This is a genomic window from Dictyobacter formicarum (assembly GCF_016587435.1).
In genome coordinates, this window is sequence record NZ_BNJJ01000011.1 from 137685 (window position 1) to 155598 (window position 17914).

At 49.7% G+C, this 17914-nt stretch carries 15 protein-coding genes; 10 read left to right on the top strand and 5 right to left on the bottom strand.

The window, feature by feature from the left end:
* The first annotated feature begins 92 nt into the window (after nucleotides 1–92).
* Both aroH and aroF read left to right on the top strand, forming a co-directional pair.
* Nucleotides 93–461, top strand: a complete 369-nt coding sequence (aroH, locus tag JMI88_RS20120; protein ID WP_236022978.1) for a chorismate mutase — start codon at nucleotides 93–95, stop codon at nucleotides 459–461.
* Nucleotides 462–655: 194 nt separating this feature from the next.
* Entirely contained in the window at nucleotides 656–1735 is a 1080-nt protein-coding gene (gene aroF, locus JMI88_RS20125) for a 3-deoxy-7-phosphoheptulonate synthase (RefSeq protein WP_201363756.1), read from the top strand.
* Between the two features lie 78 nt (nucleotides 1736–1813).
* On the opposite strand, the gene JMI88_RS20130 is transcribed toward aroF, so the two are convergent.
* On the bottom strand, nucleotides 1814–2314 hold the full coding sequence (locus JMI88_RS20130; RefSeq protein ID WP_201363758.1) for a 6-pyruvoyl trahydropterin synthase family protein: 501 nt from the start codon (nucleotides 2312–2314) through the stop codon (nucleotides 1814–1816).
* A gap of 274 nt (nucleotides 2315–2588) precedes the next feature.
* Between JMI88_RS20130 and JMI88_RS20135 the strand changes: the two genes are divergently transcribed.
* Together JMI88_RS20135 and JMI88_RS20140 are read left to right on the top strand one after the other, a co-directional pair.
* A complete protein-coding gene (locus tag JMI88_RS20135) occupies nucleotides 2589–2909 on the top strand; it encodes an SCP2 sterol-binding domain-containing protein (RefSeq protein WP_201363760.1) in 321 nt (106 codons plus the stop codon).
* A 201-nt stretch (nucleotides 2910–3110) separates the two neighbouring features.
* Nucleotides 3111–3605 (top strand): helix-turn-helix domain-containing protein, encoded by a 495-nt coding sequence (locus JMI88_RS20140; RefSeq protein WP_201363761.1) that lies wholly within the window; start codon nucleotides 3111–3113, stop codon nucleotides 3603–3605.
* Nucleotides 3606–3749: 144 nt separating this feature from the next.
* Here JMI88_RS20140 and JMI88_RS20145 read toward each other — a convergent pair whose 3' ends face one another.
* Nucleotides 3750–4490: a FadR/GntR family transcriptional regulator gene (locus JMI88_RS20145; RefSeq protein WP_201363763.1), complete on the bottom strand. Its 741-nt coding sequence runs from the start codon at nucleotides 4488–4490 to the stop codon at nucleotides 3750–3752.
* Nucleotides 4491–4968: 478 nt separating this feature from the next.
* Between JMI88_RS20145 and JMI88_RS20150 the strand changes: the two genes are divergently transcribed.
* From JMI88_RS20150 to JMI88_RS20175, 6 genes are all read left to right on the top strand, one after another.
* Nucleotides 4969–6828, top strand: coding sequence for a glycoside hydrolase family 15 protein (locus tag JMI88_RS20150; protein WP_201363765.1), 1860 nt, complete (start codon nucleotides 4969–4971; stop codon nucleotides 6826–6828).
* Nucleotides 6829–7541: 713 nt separating this feature from the next.
* Nucleotides 7542–9407 carry a translational GTPase TypA gene (typA, locus tag JMI88_RS20155; RefSeq protein ID WP_236022979.1) on the top strand — a complete coding sequence of 622 codons (1866 nt, stop codon included), beginning with the start codon at nucleotides 7542–7544 and terminating at the stop codon, nucleotides 9405–9407.
* A gap of 620 nt (nucleotides 9408–10027) precedes the next feature.
* Nucleotides 10028–10291, top strand: a complete 264-nt coding sequence (locus tag JMI88_RS20160) for a glutaredoxin family protein (protein ID WP_201363766.1) — start codon at nucleotides 10028–10030, stop codon at nucleotides 10289–10291.
* A 28-nt stretch (nucleotides 10292–10319) separates the two neighbouring features.
* Entirely contained in the window at nucleotides 10320–10934 is a 615-nt protein-coding gene (locus tag JMI88_RS20165; RefSeq protein WP_201363767.1) for a DUF2085 domain-containing protein, read from the top strand.
* Nucleotides 10935–11051: 117 nt separating this feature from the next.
* Entirely contained in the window at nucleotides 11052–12536 is a 1485-nt protein-coding gene (mtaB, locus tag JMI88_RS20170) for a tRNA (N(6)-L-threonylcarbamoyladenosine(37)-C(2))-methylthiotransferase MtaB (protein ID WP_201363769.1), read from the top strand.
* Nucleotides 12517–13665, top strand: coding sequence for a Vgb family protein (locus JMI88_RS20175; protein WP_201363771.1), 1149 nt, complete (start codon nucleotides 12517–12519; stop codon nucleotides 13663–13665). The genes mtaB and JMI88_RS20175 overlap by 20 nt, the downstream gene beginning before the upstream one ends.
* A 16-nt stretch (nucleotides 13666–13681) precedes the next feature.
* On the opposite strand, the gene JMI88_RS20180 is transcribed toward JMI88_RS20175, so the two are convergent.
* From JMI88_RS20180 to JMI88_RS20190, 3 genes are all read right to left on the bottom strand, one after another.
* Nucleotides 13682–14236, bottom strand: a complete 555-nt coding sequence (locus JMI88_RS20180) for a nucleotidyltransferase domain-containing protein (protein ID WP_201363773.1) — start codon at nucleotides 14234–14236, stop codon at nucleotides 13682–13684.
* 242 nt (nucleotides 14237–14478) lie between these two features.
* Complete coding sequence (locus JMI88_RS20185; RefSeq protein WP_201363775.1) at nucleotides 14479–16503, bottom strand: S9 family peptidase; 2025 nt, start codon at nucleotides 16501–16503, stop codon at nucleotides 14479–14481.
* Nucleotides 16504–16598: 95 nt separating this feature from the next.
* The gene (locus JMI88_RS20190) at nucleotides 16599–17438 is read right to left on the bottom strand and encodes a hypothetical protein (protein WP_201363777.1); all 840 of its coding nucleotides are present in this window, start codon (nucleotides 17436–17438) and stop codon (nucleotides 16599–16601) included.
* Nucleotides 17439–17914 lie beyond the last annotated feature (476 nt).

Genomic DNA, 17914 nt, shown 5'->3' on the forward strand with positions numbered 1-17914 from the left:
CCATCATCCTTTACAATGGAATAAACATCCGTCTGGCTTTCTTTCTAAAGTTAGAGATGTTACCCCTCCATTGTGAAAGGGATGAAGAAGTGATGTATTGTCGAGGAATTCGTGGCGCAACCACGATAGAACATAATGATCGCGAGGAAATTCTTGCGGCCACCAAAGAGCTACTTGAGTTGCTGATCGAAAAAAATGACCTGAAGGTCGAGGATATTGCCAGTGTGATATTCTCACTAACAGAAGATCTGGATGCAGAATTTCCAGCGGTCGCTGCCAGAGCATTGGGATGGACCGAGACAGCGCTAATGTGCACTCGCGAGATTCCAGTACCAAATAGCCTGCAAAAATGTATTCGTGTACTCATACATGTGAATACAACCCGTAGTGCTCAAGAGATACAACATGTCTATATTAAAAAGGCGATAAATTTACGTCCCACCTTTGGTGTGGATGCGTAATTGAGGTAGGGCCATTCTCTGGGAAATGGAATGAATTAACACAATGAGAGTGCAAGCACCGGCAATCATGACAAAGAGGTCACGATGGACCGTTCATGCGCCATACGTCTGCTCAGACTTTATGGATTGGCGCCTGGCGCTTATCCTTGTCCCCGACCTCTATGATTTTGATGTATGTAAAGGAGTAATTTTTCATGATTGTCGTGATGAAAGCAAATAGTAACGAGGCTGACATTCAACATGTATTGACCTTTTTAGAAAAGCATGGCCTGACGGGCCATTTGTCACAAGGGGTAGAACGCACCGTTATCGGTGTGCTTGGCGCGATCGGCCCCACTGGCGCCCCCGGTAGTATCGGTGGTATCAATCCTGCCATTGGTGAAGCGCTTGAGGGTATGCCAAACGTGGAGAATGTTGTTCGTGTCTCCAAACCTTATAAGCTGGCTAGCCGCGAGTTCCATCCAGAGGATACGGTGGTAGAGGTTCCAGCAGCCTGCGTCGCCGGTGGCGTGGTGCGTATCGGTGGTCCCGAGGTGGTCATGATGGCGGGCCCCTGTACTGTTGAAACCGAACAACAGTTGATGACTACGGCCGCCGCGGTGCGCAAGGAGGGAGCGGTTATTTTACGAGGTGGCGCCTTTAAGCCATCTACCTCGCCATACGGATTCCGTGGACTGGGTGAGGAAGGCCTGAAGTTGCTGGCGAAAGCACGCGACGAGTTTGGTATGGCGATCATCACCGAAGTTATGACCCCAACTGATGTCGCTATGGTCTGTGAGTATGCCGACATCCTCCAGGTTGGTACGCGCAACATGCAGAACTATATGTTGCTGGACGAAGTTGGGCGTACTCGCAAACCAGTCGTACTGAAACGCGGTATGTCCTCCACCTTCGAAGAATGGCTGCTGGCCGCCGAATATATACTCTCTCAGGGCAATCGCAACGTTATCCTGTGTGAACGTGGTATCCGCACCTTCGAGAAAACTACCCGCAATACCATGGATATCAGCGCGATTCCATTGATCAAACGCCTTTCTCACCTGCCGATCATCTCCGATCCCAGTCAGGGTACCGGTCGCCGCGATATCGTTGGTCCCATGTCACTGGCTTCAATTGCCGCGGGCACAGATGCGCTACTGATTGAGGTCCATCCTAATCCAGATGAGGCCCTTAAAGATGGTGCGCAATCAATCACCATTGATCAGTTCCGTCAGCTTATGCCACAGGTTCACGCCGTCGCATCCGCTATCGGCCGCCAACTGGTCACCAGATAATAGAGATGCTATTCATGCAAAGCACAAACATGTCCCGGATGTGATCGGGACATGTTTGTGCTTTGCATGAATCTTCAGTTATAAATGCAACTCTTGCCGATAGAAAGCCATCTGCGTGGGAGCTTCTTCGACCCCTACCATGATGCTATGTAGGCCTGCTGTGGGATACTCTTCAAGTACCTGGCATAATTTTTCACAGATATATTGTGCCAACAGTTCAGAAGTAGAATTTTCAATCGGCAATTCGGCGACATCGGATAGCGGAAAAACATAACGCCTCTCACGAAAACGAATTTCCCAGCCATCTGGCAAACGCGTTAACTCCAGGTGAGGATTGCGCAGAGGCAATAAGAAACGATGGTCTAGCTGCTGGCAAATCTCCTTCGTACGCTTCTTCAAGATCGTAAAGTCAAAGACCAGGCTATCGGGACCAAGCTCGCCTTCTACCTCAACTAACACACCATAATTATGCCCGTGTAAACGCTCGCATTTTCCGCTATATGTAATAAAATGAGCAGAACTAAAATTCAGGTAGCCACCTTCTACCTTTACCTTTCGCATAATCTGCGTACCAGCCATACCAGGGACCTCGTTTCCTCATAGAATGCTTTTCTTCTGCCTGTGCCGCATGGCATGCTCTGTGCTACCTCATCTATACGTTTTTTCGTATACGGCACCGGTCAAAAATAACCATACTCACAGAATATCATTGCTCAAACAGAGGCACAAGAGCGGAACCCGCCATATATAGTGTCCTTATGGTAATAAAAGTCTACCTCATCAGAATATGATATACTGTGAAAAAGCTAGCAGGAGCCCTTCCTGCTCAAACCACAAAGGAGAGAGGCAAGCAATGAAAGTTGTTGACACCTTCGCAGCTATGCAAAAGCTCTTCAACCCAGCAGCGGCGGCTGGTTTGAATAAGACCATCCAGCTGAATATCACGGGCGAGGACGCAGGAGTCTATGCCTTAAAAATTGAGAACCAGGCCTGCGAACTTGTCCCCCCCGAATCCATCAAACCCGACCTTACCCTGACGATGAGCGACCAGGATTGGATTGCCATTACCCAGGGTCAGCTCAATCCGATGAACGCCTTTTTATCAGGCAAAATCAAGGCAACAGGTGATATGATGCTTGCTATGAAGATTCCTAATCTTTTCTCAACGAAATAAGAGAAAAGCGTTATTAGACTCCAGATAAAATCAAAAGGATGAATGCTGTTGATGCACAGTATTTATCCTTTTAACGCTTTTAAGGCATCAAAACTGATCAACCTTGCGGTACAACAAGGACCTATGGTATACTCCACATGACTAAGTTATGTCTTTGCCAGACACTTTTAGTATACGGCACACCGTAGAAAGGCGTCCGACATGGTTCTTAGGAGCAGTGAGTTACATCACAATCTTCAATATCTGGATGGCATGTTGACCACCCATGAGGCTGCGAAACATTTAGACCTGAGTTATTGGCACTTTATGCATCTGGTAGAGGCCGGAAGAATCCCGGGAGTGCGAGTAGTTGATCGCTGGCTCTTTTCTCCGGACGACCTCAACGACTATAAACGCAGCAAATTTGGAGTCCTGGAAGACATGGCGAAAACAGCCCTCGAAAGTCCAGCCATCGGCCTGACAGAAAAGCAAGCCATCATCTGTCACCATCTCGTCGCCAACGAACGTCCTTCTGAAATTGCACGCAAGCTTCAACAATCCCGTCAAGCAGTTCATTCACAGATATCACTGATACGCGAAAAAGTTACACGCCTGCAAGCCTCTTCCATTATCTCATCAGAATCAACCACGATAGGAAACACGCCACCCACCATTAAACGCACGACACGCGGAAAACGCACCCAGGCCTCGCTGTAAAATAAGGAGCATAGTGCCTGTATTGTTGCTGCATCTTTGTGCTGATCCAGACTTAGCGGATTGCTGTCTGGCAAGATAGCCATTACAGATCACAGGCATATAACCGTCACTATAGCAGTCATTCCAGGCCGGAAGAGTGCAGCGCTACGCTTGCTTGTTTTCCATCAGGCGACGCCGCACATCTTGTTGATAGGCCTGGAAAACAGACTCAATATGCTCTTTCATGGCCTGGACGGTCACTTCTGGCGCCCCATTCTTGAGCGAGGCAAAGATTGCATCGTGCTGGTCGGCTGAAGCCAACAGTGATCCAGGTGCTCCACCAGTCGCCATCTTAATGGCCCAGCGCTGCAAACGCATAACTGTAGCCACCGTTTCGAGCAGAAAAGGATTGTGTGCAGCCTCGGCAATGCCATAATGAAACGCATTGTCGGTTTCGAGAAAAAGATCCCAGTCGCCCGCCTCGGCAGCCTGGCGATTGAGGTGAACAGATTTCTCTAGAGTACGTAGTTCGGAGAGTGTGATGCGCTCGGTTGCCAACCGGGCCGTCAAAGTCTCTTGCAAACTCCTGAACTCGAATAGCTCGCGCACATGTTCAGGATCAACCGGCATTGAAAACTCGATAGCGGCTGCAGCAAATGGGCGCGTCTTATCGTTCACATAAATGCCACTACCACGTCGGGTGCGCACATACCCGCTGGCCGTCAACATCTTTACTGCCTCGCGTACCACCGCCCGACTCACACCAAGTTGTTCCGCCAATTGCTGTTCAGTCGGCAGGCGATCACCGGGCTGCAACTTAGTTTGCTGAATAAACTCAACGAGTTTCGTAGCAATAGACTCATATTGGGGGTGGTAGCTACTTTCAACTCTTGTGGTTGCTGTCATAAGTCCTTTTTTCTCTCCGCAGGCATCTAAAATGGTAGTTCACATCTCCACTCACTACAAGCACAAATTGAATGGGATCCAGAATAAGTATTACTATTTTTGTGAAGGTTGTATCGACAAAAGATCACTTTGCTCTGCATTATAACGAAAAATATCGCCCATGACAAGCGCCGCTAGTAACTCAGCAGAAAAGGCGTTTTTTATGTCTTTTTCTCCGGTCAGATATGCGCATATGGAAAATTATTCATATTTATTCGTTGCCTGATCCTCAAGTCTTGCTCCCAATTATGACCATGAAAAAAGTCAGCCATCACCGTTCTTTAGTTAGTAATCTGAAACCTGGCACATACATAGTACCTAAAAAATCTATACGCCCTCTATGTGACCGTCCCCTCTATATGACCGTCAAAGAACATCTACCAGATAGGAGTAGAACGTATCAAAAATAGCGATACATCTATCTATTAAGGAAGCAGTGATGCAAGAACATATATCTACTATTCGCCTTAAAAATAAGACCTACCAACCTATTGAGGATTATGGGGTTATTGGAGACCTGCATACGGTTGCGCTGGTAGGCAAAAATGGTGCTATTGATTGGTGCTGTATTCCACGCTTTGATGCGCCCAGCGTTTTTGGTGCGCTGTTAGATGTGAATAAAGGGGGCACCTTCCGCATCAGTCCAGCTTTTGATCAGACAACCAGTATGGGACGCCGGCAGATGTATCTACCCGAAACCAATATTTTGATTACACGCTTCTTGACCGCTGATGGTGTGGGCGAGATTACGGATTTTATGCCCATCAAGCAGCCAGGTTCCAGAGTGCACCAACATCACATTGTGCGTGAAGTCAAAGTGGTTCATGGCTCACTTCCTTTTGAAATGGTGTGTACACCCGCCTTTAACTACGGGCGCGACTCACATACAAGATCTCTTTCCAATCATGGAGTCGTTTTCCATAGCACTTCTCTCAGCCTGGGCTTAACCTCAACGATCCCGATCGAAGAGGATGATGATGGGGGTGTGCGTGCAAATTTCACCCTGCATGCCAATCAAAGAGCCTATTTTGTGCTTGAAAGCGCACGGGATCATGATCTAGAGCCGCAGCCACTTACTTCCCGACAATATGAACATGCTTTTCAAGAAACTATGCGCTACTGGCAAAACTGGCTCTCCCAATGTCAGTATCAGGGACGATGGCGTGAAATGGTGCAGCGCTCAGCCCTGGTGTTGAAGTTGCTTACCTATCAACCCACTGGAGCGATTGTGGCGGCGCCAACTACCAGTCTGCCAGAAACACTGGGAGGGACACGCAACTGGGATTATCGCTATACCTGGCTACGCGACGCCGCATTTAGCATCTATGGCTTGCTGATCCTGGGCTTCTACCAGGAGGCGGAAGCGTTCATGGGTTGGCTGGATGCACGCTGTCATGAGCTAAAAGACAATGGCTCTTTGCAACCAATGTATACCATCAATGGTGGGCATGATCTGCATGAAATAACGCTGGATCACCTGGAAGGCTATCGCCAGAGCGCACCAGTCCGTATCGGCAATGGTGCCTATAAGCAAAAGCAGCTGGACATCTATGGCGAACTGATGGACTCGATCTATATATTTAATCGCCACCAGGATATTTCTTATGACCTCTGGCATAATCTGCGCCATCTCCTGAAATGGTTGGGAGAGCACTGGCAGGAACCAGATGAGGGTATATGGGAAGTACGTGGCGGCCAACAGCAGTTTGTCCATTCGCGAGTCATGAGCTGGGTCGCCTTTGATCGCGCCATTCGTATCGCCCGCCATCGCGGCCTTCCAGCTCCACTGGCCGAATGGAGCGATATCAGTTCACGCATTTATGAAGAGGTCATGCAAAATGGTTGGGATGAAAAGACCAGAAGCTTTGTACAGTACTACGGCAGCGATGCCATCGATGCCAGTTCGCTGCTTATGGTCCTGACTAAATTCACTGGTCCGACTGATCCACGCATGCAAGAGACCATTGATCGCATTCAGAAAGAGCTTACCAGTGACTCTCATGTCTACCGCTATAATCCTACCCGTGCCGCGGCCGACGGATTGGGCAGCTATGAGGGTACATTTAGTCCCTGTAGCTTCTGGTTAGCTGAGACGCTGGCCCGCTCTGGACGCCTCAGCGAGGCACGACTGGTTCTGGAGAAGATGCTCACGTATTCCAATCACCTGGGACTATACGCCGAAGAGATTGGGCCAACCGGTGAGGCTCTGGGCAACTTTCCTCAGGCCTTTACCCATCTTTCGCTGATCAGTACCTGTTACAATATGGATCGTGCCCTCAATGGCACCCTGTTACGTTGATCTTTCCCTTTGACTGTGCCTGTAAAACAACAACAATAAATAAAAGTATATGCGCCCCTGCCTGGGAGCGCATTTCTTTTTCCTCCACGGATAGAGGCATTACAACCCGGCGAGAGGTAAAAACAGCCAGATGTCGCATGGGAATAGCCAATGTGATTGATTTGTTGTTATACTATAGGACAGATGGGCCGGGCATGGGGTATGATATACATGCACATTCGAAAACAGAGACCAGTATAGGGACAATTCCTCTGCTCACGGCTGCCGTCGCTGTTTTCATAGCTTATATATTACGATCAAAAATAAACACGAATAGTTTCCGCATAGGAATATACTAATCTAGCAGGCTTCAACTCGACAGAAACGCATGATTAGGATAAAATCTTACAGGAACTAGATAATTAAGATGCAATCTGCAAGGACGCCTGATTACTAGAATGCGATTTCATGACTTGCGACATTCCGCGGCCACTATTGGCTATGAGCGTTGACCCCAATGTTATACTGCAACGGCTCGGTCATGCAAGCAGACAGAGAACTTACGTTTCGTATGGACTTCACTGAAGGTCCATGCCTCTAAAAGCAATAAACGCTTCAAAGATTTTTTAACGTTCGGCAGAAAAGCAAATTCGTAAATAGTTGTGTCCAGATGAGCGCTTGCTGCAAAGCTTGCCGCCAGATCTGCTGTCACACGGAGGGATTGATACATTACTATGCAGGCTGAAACGGCTTTACAGGCGGACTCAAAATTGGTTAAACGAAATAATATTCGGAATGTCGCCATTATCGCCCACGTAGACCATGGAAAAACTACTCTGGTGGATGGATTGCTGAAACAGAGCCATATCTTCCGCGAAAACCAGCAGGTGGGCGAATTGATTATGGACTCAAACGATCAGGAGCGTGAGCGCGGTATCACGATCCTGGCGAAAAATACAGCCATCGATTACCGGGATATTAAAATTAATATTATCGATACTCCAGGACACGCAGACTTTGGTGGTGAGGTGGAGCGCGTATTGAATATGGCCGACGGCTGTATCTTGCTCATCGACGCTGCTGAGGGTCCGATGCCTCAGACACGCTTTGTGCTGCAGAAGGCGCTGGAACTTAACCTTCAACCGATTGTGGTTATCAATAAAATTGATCGCAAAGATGCACGCATCGACTATGTGATTGAAGAGACGCAGGATCTATTCCTGGAGTTGGCTACCACTGATAGTCACCTGGACTTCCCGGTCCTTTATGCGATTGGTCGCGATGGTGTCGCTATGTATAATCCAGACGATGAGCGTAAAGATCTCCAGCCATTGTTTGATACCATCGTTAAGACGGTACCAGCTCCTAATGTCGAGATCGACGCTCCTTTCCAGATGCTGGTTACGGCCCTGGACTACGATGATTATAAAGGCAAATATGCCATCGGGCGTATTATTCGTGGGCGTATTGCGCCTAATACACAGGTTGCGCGCATTAATCGTGAGGGTGAGGTTTCACGTCAGAAGATCAACCTGGTCATGAACTATAAGGGTTTACAACGCTCTGAAGTTTCCGAGGCGATCGCCGGTGATATCATTGCCCTGACCGGCATTGCGGATGCCAATATTGGTGAGACGCTCGCCGACATTGATCATCCTGAGGCCCTGCCTTCGATCGAGATCTCTGAGCCAACTCTGAAAATGACCTTTGGTGTAAATACCAGTCCTTTCTCGGGTCGCGAAGGTAAGTTCTCTACTTCACGGCAGTTGCGTGCCCGCCTCTATCGCGAGTTAGAGACGAACGTCAGCTTGCGTGTTGTTGATGGCAATACCCCTGATGAGTTCATCGTCTCAGGTCGTGGTGAATTGCACCTGTCAGTTTTGATCGAGACGATGCGCCGCGAAGGTTATGAACTGCAAGTTTCACGTCCAGAGGTCATCACGCATGAAGATGAGAATGGACATTTGCTGGAGCCCGTCGAGCATCTGGTTATCGATACCAAAGATACGTATATGGGCGTTTTAACCGAGGCGCTGGCGATTCGTAAAGCTCAGCTAACCAATATGACGAATGATGGTAGCGGCAATATTCGTATCGAGTACGACATTCCGACCCGTGGCTTGATTGGCTTCCGTAACGCCTTCTTGACCCTGACCAAAGGAAATGGCGCTATGAGCAGCCTGCTCAAAGGCTTTGTACCCTGGATGGGCAAGATTAACAGTGCTCGCATGGGTGCCCTGGTCGCCTCCGAAGTGGGTACTGCCGTCACCTATGGACTCAGCAATGCCCAGATGCGCGGTGATACCTTCATCGAGCCAGGTACACCGGTCTACGAAGGTATGATTGTTGGTCTGAATGCCCGTCCCGATGATCTGGTCGTTAATGTCTGTAAAGAGAAACAGAAAACCAATATTCGTTCCTCTACCTCAGACATCGCGGTACGCCTGACGCCACCGATTTTGATGAGCCTGGAGCAGTCGCTCGACTTTATCAATAATGACGAACTGGTCGAGGTTACCCCCAAAACTATTCGTTTGCGCAAGCGCTACCTGACTCAGCACGAGCGATCTCGCATGCGTTCACGCGAAAACGAGCAATAATCTCAATCAATGCTGAACCGTAACCAAAGCCCATCTGCCTGTACTTGATGTACAGTGCGGGTGGGCTTTCTGATGAGAGATAGGGACTTGGAAGAGATAACTCTAAGGAAAATATGATGTATTTTTCCAATTGGCCTAAATATTGTCATCATGAAGTCGCCAAATCTGTCTATATATGTATACTAGTATTCCCGATAGTAATACTTATGACAGACTAGCGCCCGAAACACAGGAACGCCAGCGTTCCTTTTCAGCCAATAAATCCGGCAGTACAATGACAGAAATGGAGATTTCATTATGGCAAAATTCCTGCGTAAGGCGGCCTTTGTCCTGTCTATATGCCTATCCAGCTTATTGACGCCCACGCTATGGACAGGATATAGTGGCCCCTCCCTCCCCAATCAGTATATGCACAGCTCCCACACGGCATCCCGGCTAGCCAGTGCAAAAATACACGGCGGGCATACAGTCACCTGTCCTCCACCTCCCCGCGGATGCTGGTAACAAAACTGGATGGTACAGGATAGTTGGATAGGGCCTCTTGTACCATCCTTTTGTACTCTTGCACGCAAATTATGATATGATTGCAGTAAATCCTGAGTAAATGGAGGCATGGGAGCGTGGAAGAGCAGCTTCAAAACCAGAAGATGCCGCAGGTTACATTCTATACAAAAGCCGGCTGCCATCTCTGTGATGATGCCCGCGAGTTGCTGGATGAGATTGCAACTCTGACCGAATATGACCTCACCGAGATCGATATCCGCCGCGATATGGATCTGTTTGAGCTTTATCGCTATCGTATTCCGGTAGTGATGATCGATGAAACTATTGTGGCCGAAGGCCGTATAGAATATAGTGATCTGGCAACGGCGTTTCACGTCTAGTATAGCAATATAACAAGGAAGTAGAGTCATGGCAACACAACCATTCAACCACAATTATCCACCGGGAACATCTCCGTCGCATGTGCTGCCTAGCCGGCCCAAATCCGCCTTTGAGCGCTGGGTTGATCACGGCGGTGATTTCTTAACGAAATACTGGGCCTTGATTATCACCGTTGGTTTAGGAACGCTGGTTGTCACTGCGATCGCTATTCCATTTCTCTCCTACCTGGGTTTAGATAGTATTGCCAAACCTCTTTTCTTTGCCTTGCACTATGTTTGCGCTCAGATTCCGTCACACTCGATCTATGTTTTTGGTCATCAGCTTGGCCTCTGTGAGCGCAACTTCTCCATCTATACCTCAATGTTTCTGACCAGCCTGATCTTTGTGCTGAGCAAGAAACGTATGCCTGGCATTCCCTGGTGGCTGTGGATTTTGATGCTGCTTCCTATGGCCTGGGATGGCACGACGCAGATGTTCGGCTGGCGTGAAAGCGATTGGGTCCTGCGGGTGATTACTGGTACCCTTTTCGGCGTTGGCAATATCTGGTTCGCCCTGCCGTTGATGCAAAAAAGCCTGGTAGAGACTACTTTGCCACCCCATATAAAGGCAATGCCACGCAACACACACCGCAGCATACAATAAAGGCGAGGCTGGTAGCCAACTATGACAGAATGCGCTATAATCAAGCGGTTAGCAGAATAATCATACCGTTAGAGCCAGCAGGCCCCTATGTGAGAGCCAGAAACAAGTAGAGAGCGTATGTCCGAGAATTTAGCACAGCAGGAAACAACCTTCGCAGTAACTACATTGGGCTGTAAAGTCAATCAAGCCGACAGCGAGGCTATCAGCGATCAAATGCATGCGGCCGGCTTCGAGCAGCGTGACTTTGAGGAGCCCGCAGATATTTATATTGTCAACACCTGTACCGTAACGCACCTGGGAGATCGCAGCTCACGCCAGCTGATTGCGCAGGCTCATCGCCGCCATCCCGACGCGTTACTGGTCGTCACCGGTTGCTACGCCGAGTTGAATCCGCAGGCCGTCTCCGCTTTGCCTGGCGTCAATCTGGTCATTGGTAATACCGAAAAAGAGGGGCTGGTCTCGACTATTCGTGAGAAATTGCTGTGCCAGGGACCCGCTGGCGAGGCTGCACAGGCCATCACGGATGAGGCAAGCGCACAGCCCCAGCCGAAGCGCTCACTTCCGGTCCTACCTCTGGATACCCAGCATATTGGCAGTGATAACGCGCTAACTTTCCAGGTACAGGAAGAGGAACCTCAGCCCGACAATCCTACCCGCCTGACGCCGTTTACAGATAATGTGCAGACCAGTGAACTGGCCAATAATCGTCTATTTTCGCGTACCCGCGTGCAGATGAAGGTACAGGATGGCTGCGATAATCGTTGTACATACTGTATTGTGCCTTATGTGCGTGGCAAGTCGCGCAGCCGCAGTATCGCGTCTGTGGTTGAAAATGTGCAGCGCAAGGCACGCGCTGGCTATCAGGAGATTGTGCTCACAGGTATCCATCTGGGCGATTACCATCCAGATCCCGATGAGAAGTTGGATCTAAGCGACCTGATTGCTACGTTGCTACGCGAAACAGATATACCCCGTATCCGTGTTTCATCGCTGGAGCCCGAAGATTTTCGGCTGGAGTGGCTGGAGATGTGGGCCGATCCCCGTATGTGTCGCCACCTGCACCTACCAATGCAGAGTGGTTCAGATGCGATCCTGCGTCGTATGGCCCGGCGCTACAATAGCGAGCGCTATCGCACCATCATCACCACTGCAAAAAAACTGGTGCCCGGCATCGCGATCAGCACTGATATTATCACTGGCTTTCCCGGCGAAACCGATGAAGATTTTGAGCTGACCTATCAATTGGCTAAAGAGTTGGAGTTTGCCAAGTCACACGTCTTCCGCTTCTCACCACGGCAGGGTACACCAGCAGCCCGCATGCGTGGTCAGATCAAAGATGTGGTCAAAAAGGCCCGTAGCCAGCGTTTGCTGGAACTAAACGATGAGCATAGCCGCCTGTTTCGTGAACAGGCGCTCAACCAGACTGTGCCTGTGCTGATCGAGCAATTCAAGCATGGCAAATGGGAAGGCCTGACCGACAACTATATTCGTGTCGAGGTTAACGAACTGCCCGAAAATCCTGCCGGCTGGCAACATACCGTGGTACAGGCTCGCCTTGATCACCTGATTGATGATGGCGTCCATGGCACATACGTACAGTAAAAAAATGGTATCCATATACAAACGCCTGCCAGCCTGGAGCGTGGCTCTGCTGGTAGGCATCTTACTGCTGACCAGTTCCTGCCGCGATACTTCAACGACTCCAACCGATAACCACGCCAGCCAGCAGGCTCAGACTACGCTCAACCAGGCACATGGAAGTTTCAATGAGTATCCGTTGCCCCAGGATAAAAGCGGAGTGATGCGCCCCGCGGTCGATAGCCGTGGTCGCGTCTGGTTTGGCGAAATGGGCCAGAACTACCTGGCCTCATTTGATCCTCAGAGCAAGACGTTCGAACAGCTCAAGACACCTCATGGGAAGGCTGGCATCATGGGCGTCATCGTGGCTCCCGACAACACTATCTGGTATGCTGAGCAGTACGCCAACTATATTGGCCATTATAATCCTGCCAATAAACACTTCGATACCTATGCTTTGCCCACGATCACTACGCCTGATCCAAACAACAGTAAACAGCTGCTCAATCTACCGGTTGCCCCCAATGAACTGCTATTGGATCGGCAGGGCAACATCTGGTTCACTGAAATGAATGCCGACGCTATCGGCAAACTTGACATCAAAACCGGTAAGTTCATCCATTATCCGCTATCAAATCCCAGAACTGTGCAAAAGCTCAGTCCTTATGGTATCGCGCTGGATAAACGGAGAAACATCTGGTTCACCAATTCAGGTACCAATACGATTGGGCAACTCGATCCTGCCAGCGGCGTGCTGCGCTTTTATACACCACCCACACCAGCGGGCCAGGATCCTCCTTCATTGATGGAGATCGTGAGTGATCCATCAGGCATGCTCTGGATCAGCACATTCAATACCAACAAGTTAATCCAGTTCAACCCTCACACAGAAAGCTTTACGGCCTATGCCGCCCCCATTACTGGCCGTGGCATCCCCGGCATCTATGGCCTGCTGGCCACGTCGCCCAATGATATCTGGGCCACCGTCTCAGCCTCCAATGCCATCGCCCACTTTGATATCAAAACAAAAACCTTTAAATACTATCCGATACCCAGCCCAAACTGCACTCCTCTGGGCATCAGCCAGGGCCCCAACAAAAGCTTCTGGTTTACAGAGTCAGCCACGAACCAGATAGGTGTACTCAACCCCTGAACTATTGAGCCGAGGATTATTGGGCATCATTTCTGGTAAATCTTTCGTACTCTGCTGGCAGGGCAATGCCAAAGCGTTCACACAGGACAGCAACGTCGTGATAATCATTTTCATCCAGTTCATAGCCTGAATGAAACTTTACCAGCCACTCAGGTGAAATGCACTTCACCGGATAACCTTGTATCGATCCGCTGCCAGTCAAGGAATCTAGAGGATACTCAACACCAAACACAACCTTTCCCTGTGCGTCAAACGTATAAGAGTGAAAATCGACCTCATAGCCCTGGTCATCGCCCATGACGAAGTTACAGTCACGTGTATCATCGCGGGGAACGTCTTTGTAGCCACGTGCCTCAAGCAGAGCGCGGAGTTTGGGAACATCCTTGTGCTGTAGAGCGATATCTAAGTCTTCATGTAAGCGAGTCTGTTTCCCCAGCAACGCATCTACGCTCCAACCACCATCAACAAAGACCTCAATTCCATGCTGGTCAAAAAGCTGCAAGAGTTGAACGACAGCATCCTCACTCATCTCCCTGTGGCTTTTTTGCTCAAAACTTTCAGAAAATTCCATGTATTTTTACCTTACTTTCTAATCCTCACCTTAGCGTGTTGCTAAAAATGTGCCAGACTCTCATATCTTCCGCTTTCTCTCTACATGGCGTTTCGCTCCTTCGGAGCTCAAAAAGGGATATCACTATCGGGTGCAAAAAATACGCACTACGTATTTTTTGCACCCGATAGAAAAAAAGAGATTGGGAACGTCAGTGCCCCCAGGTTGGCAAGCCATAGCATCACTGGAGGTACGCTTGCTTACTACAGGTAGGTGGCGAACCAGTCCAGGATGTGCTGCAGACGGATCTGGCGCAGTTTGGGATGGCCGCCGCGCGAGAGGCCATGGCTCTGACCTTCAAAGCGCACAAATTTAACTTCACGACCCATCCATTTCAGGGCTGCAAATAGCTGTTCGGCTTGCTCAATGTTACAGCGCAGATCCTGCTCACTGTGAATAATGAGCAGCGGCGTATGGATGTTCTGGACATAAGAAATGGGAGACATATGCATATAGCTTTCCAGGCTCTCCCACGGCGTGGTGCTCAGAACGTCGCTGGCCAGATCCCAACCAATGTCACTGGTCCCGAACATGGTGGCCATGTTGCTGACACAGCGATCGGTTATGGCAACCTTAAAGCGGTTATAGTGACCAACCAGCCAGTTCGTCATAAAGCCACCGTAACTGCCCCCAGTGACCGCCAGGCGCTGCTCATCGATATAGCCGCGCCCAATGACCTCATCCATGCCCCGCATAATGTCGATGGAGTCTTTCTCACCCCAGGCGTTGCGCACAGCATCGGCGAACTTATAGCCATAACCCAGGCTTCCACGGGGATTACAATAGAACACGACATAACCCTGCGCCACTAATAATTGCATCTCGTGGAAAAAGCCGTAGCCATAGCCTGTATTTGGACCACCATGGATCTCAATCACCAGGGGATATTTATGAGCAGGATCAAAGTTTTGTGGCTTGAGAATCCAGCCCTCAATCTCCCAACCATCGGCTCCAGTATAGGTAATGCGTTCTGGCTGTGCCAGAAAGAGCTCATCGAGCAATGCGTCATTGGCATGTGAGACACGCTGCAACTCTGCCTGCGGAGCCAGTGAGCGCACAAAGATTTCTTGTGGCTGCGTGGTTCCTCCAACCAGTAAAGCCAGCTTTTGGGCGGCAGCATCAATGCTGAGGTCGCGCACATGTACCTCGCCGGGAGTCAGTACAGGCGGATCAGTATTCTCACTCTGGCTGGAGAGGGCAAAGACCTGAGAAGCTCCCCGGTAAGTCGCGACGGCATAGAGGGTCTGGCCGTCGGCCGACCAGGCCGGCGCGGGAGCCAGATGCTCATCCCCAATGTCGGAGTTGGTCCAATCGGCGAATGCCCCGATAAAGTCTGTTGAGAGGCAGGTGGGAGCCGTGGTCTGTGCATCGGCGGCAATACGATACAGGCGCAACTGACCGGCGGCATGTATCTTCGGAGCAGCCAGGAAAGCCAGTTGCTGTCCATCAGGGGACCACGAGAGCGAACTGCAACCCAGTTTACTATCAGTGAGGCAGCGCAATTCGGAGTTCTGCAGGGTCAGAACATACACATCATCACCGGGAAACTGCCAGCGGTCCTCGTTGTGATTAGAGGTAAACGCAATGCGTGTCCCGTCCGGCGACCAGACAGCTTCACTATCATCCCAATCTCCATCCGTCAACTGTTGCGGCTCGCCGCCGGTACGGCCAATTAAAAATAAATGGGAGCGACGCTCATTGATAAAACCTACACCGTCCAGGCGATACCAGAGACGATCGATTACGCGCACCTTTGGCAGAGTTTTTCCCTCGGCCGTCTCTTCATCAGCCGGGCCGACCAGGGCGTTAAAAGTCAATTGCTGGCTATTAGGAGACCAGACCGGCGAGGAGGCACCTTGTTGCATAAAGGTCAATTGTTGGGCCTCACCGCCATCAGTGGGCATAACCCAGATCTGTGGTTTATCTTTCCCCTGCTTCTTCTGTACAGTGGGATCTTTACTATAGCCTTCACCAGTGCGATCAGAGACAAAAGCTAGCCAGCGACCATCTGGCGACCAGCTGGGGCTATGAGCATTGGCAGAACCGGTCGTGAAGCGTCGTGCTTGTTGGTCCTGCAACGAAGCAATCCAGATTGCTGAATGATATTCATGCTTCTGCTCATCAATCGTCGTTTCCACATAAGCAACTCGCTGTCCATCCGGCGAGATGCGTGGCCGACTCACAAATTTTAGCTGATAAAGATCATCAATTGTAATGGATCGTCCCATAACGTCAATCCTCTTCCTTAAAAAATTGAAACCCATGGTAATATATACGCTCGCTTTCAGCACATTACCACGGGTTTTAAACAATCTGAGAAAAATTAACGGCGACGACGGCTTCGACGATCACGCTCCAGGGCAATATCCAGTGTCTCATGCAGGCGTTCAAAATCATCGACGTCGAGTTGAAGCTCAATTGCTGGCAGGTCTTCGGGGCGGGCCCGTCCTTCCTCGAAAAGCTGCAAGACCATCACCAGCTCAACCTCATCCAGACTCAATAAGCCCTCGTCCGTTGGCAAGTCGAGCGGATTCTCGATCTCTTCTTCCTCATCAGTCTCCTCGGAGGTATCTGCACGCGGAATAAACTCAATGTTGGTACGGGCACATTTCAACCGACCAGTAATCTTCAATGCATCTGTTGACATCTCCTCAGCCAGTTCGCGCACAACCTCCATCATCTGGACGAAAGCGTCCTGTAACTGCTCCAGCGCGTCTTCATCACTGTCAGCATCCATCTCTGAGGCCAGTTCGTTAGGACCCTGGTTGCTGGTGGTAGCCTCCGGTAAGCGCTGGCGCGCCAGTTCATTTAACTGCTTTAAAGCTTGGGCGAAGGCTGGAGAGAACGAGTTCCCCTCACGCTCAGCTGACTTGGTCCCTTCTTCATGCTCACCTTCATCGTGGTTCCGCACTAGCTGCTGCTCATCATCATCCTCATCGTCATCCTCATCGTTATTCCCCGCATTTAAGCCAAGAGCTGCCTCAATCATGAGAATCTGCTGATGAAGTTGCTCTGCTACATCACGGGAGAAGTAAGAAATGACACGTGCCTGACGTGATGCTGCCAGTAATTGAAACTGGGGCCAGTCCCGGTACCGTTCTCGACCACGCAGATAGCGAACTTCGACCACACCCAGCGTGTCCAGCCGCAGCGAAATTTCCATGACTCCCTCCTCATAAACCGAACGAACCGGCTATTGAATCCATTTGAAATGCTACCAACCCATAATTTCTTGTCTCATGCGAGTGTACTGCGCATGAGACAAGAAAGAAGTGCCTGTATCAATCAAAAAATCAAAGATCATTTATAATACCTTACCACCCAAATGTGTGAAATACTCTTATGCTTTTTCTGCCCTGCACTCTTGAGCCATAAAATAATCCTCTTTTTGCAGGACATTCCTCTGCTTGTGAGCGGGGCTAGTAAAGAGCAAAAAAGGTGATAGATAGGCAGATGCAATTTGGATATAGCCTGCTTCAAAATATACGACATCATCATATCACAATGATGAAGAATTGAGATAATTCTGCTGACCAGTTTCCCCTCTCCAGCTATGTTTAGTGACTCCACAGGTGAAGAGGGTATAAAGTGGAAGAGGATCGGAAGACTATAGAAACAGTATTTTCCGACCCGCATTCC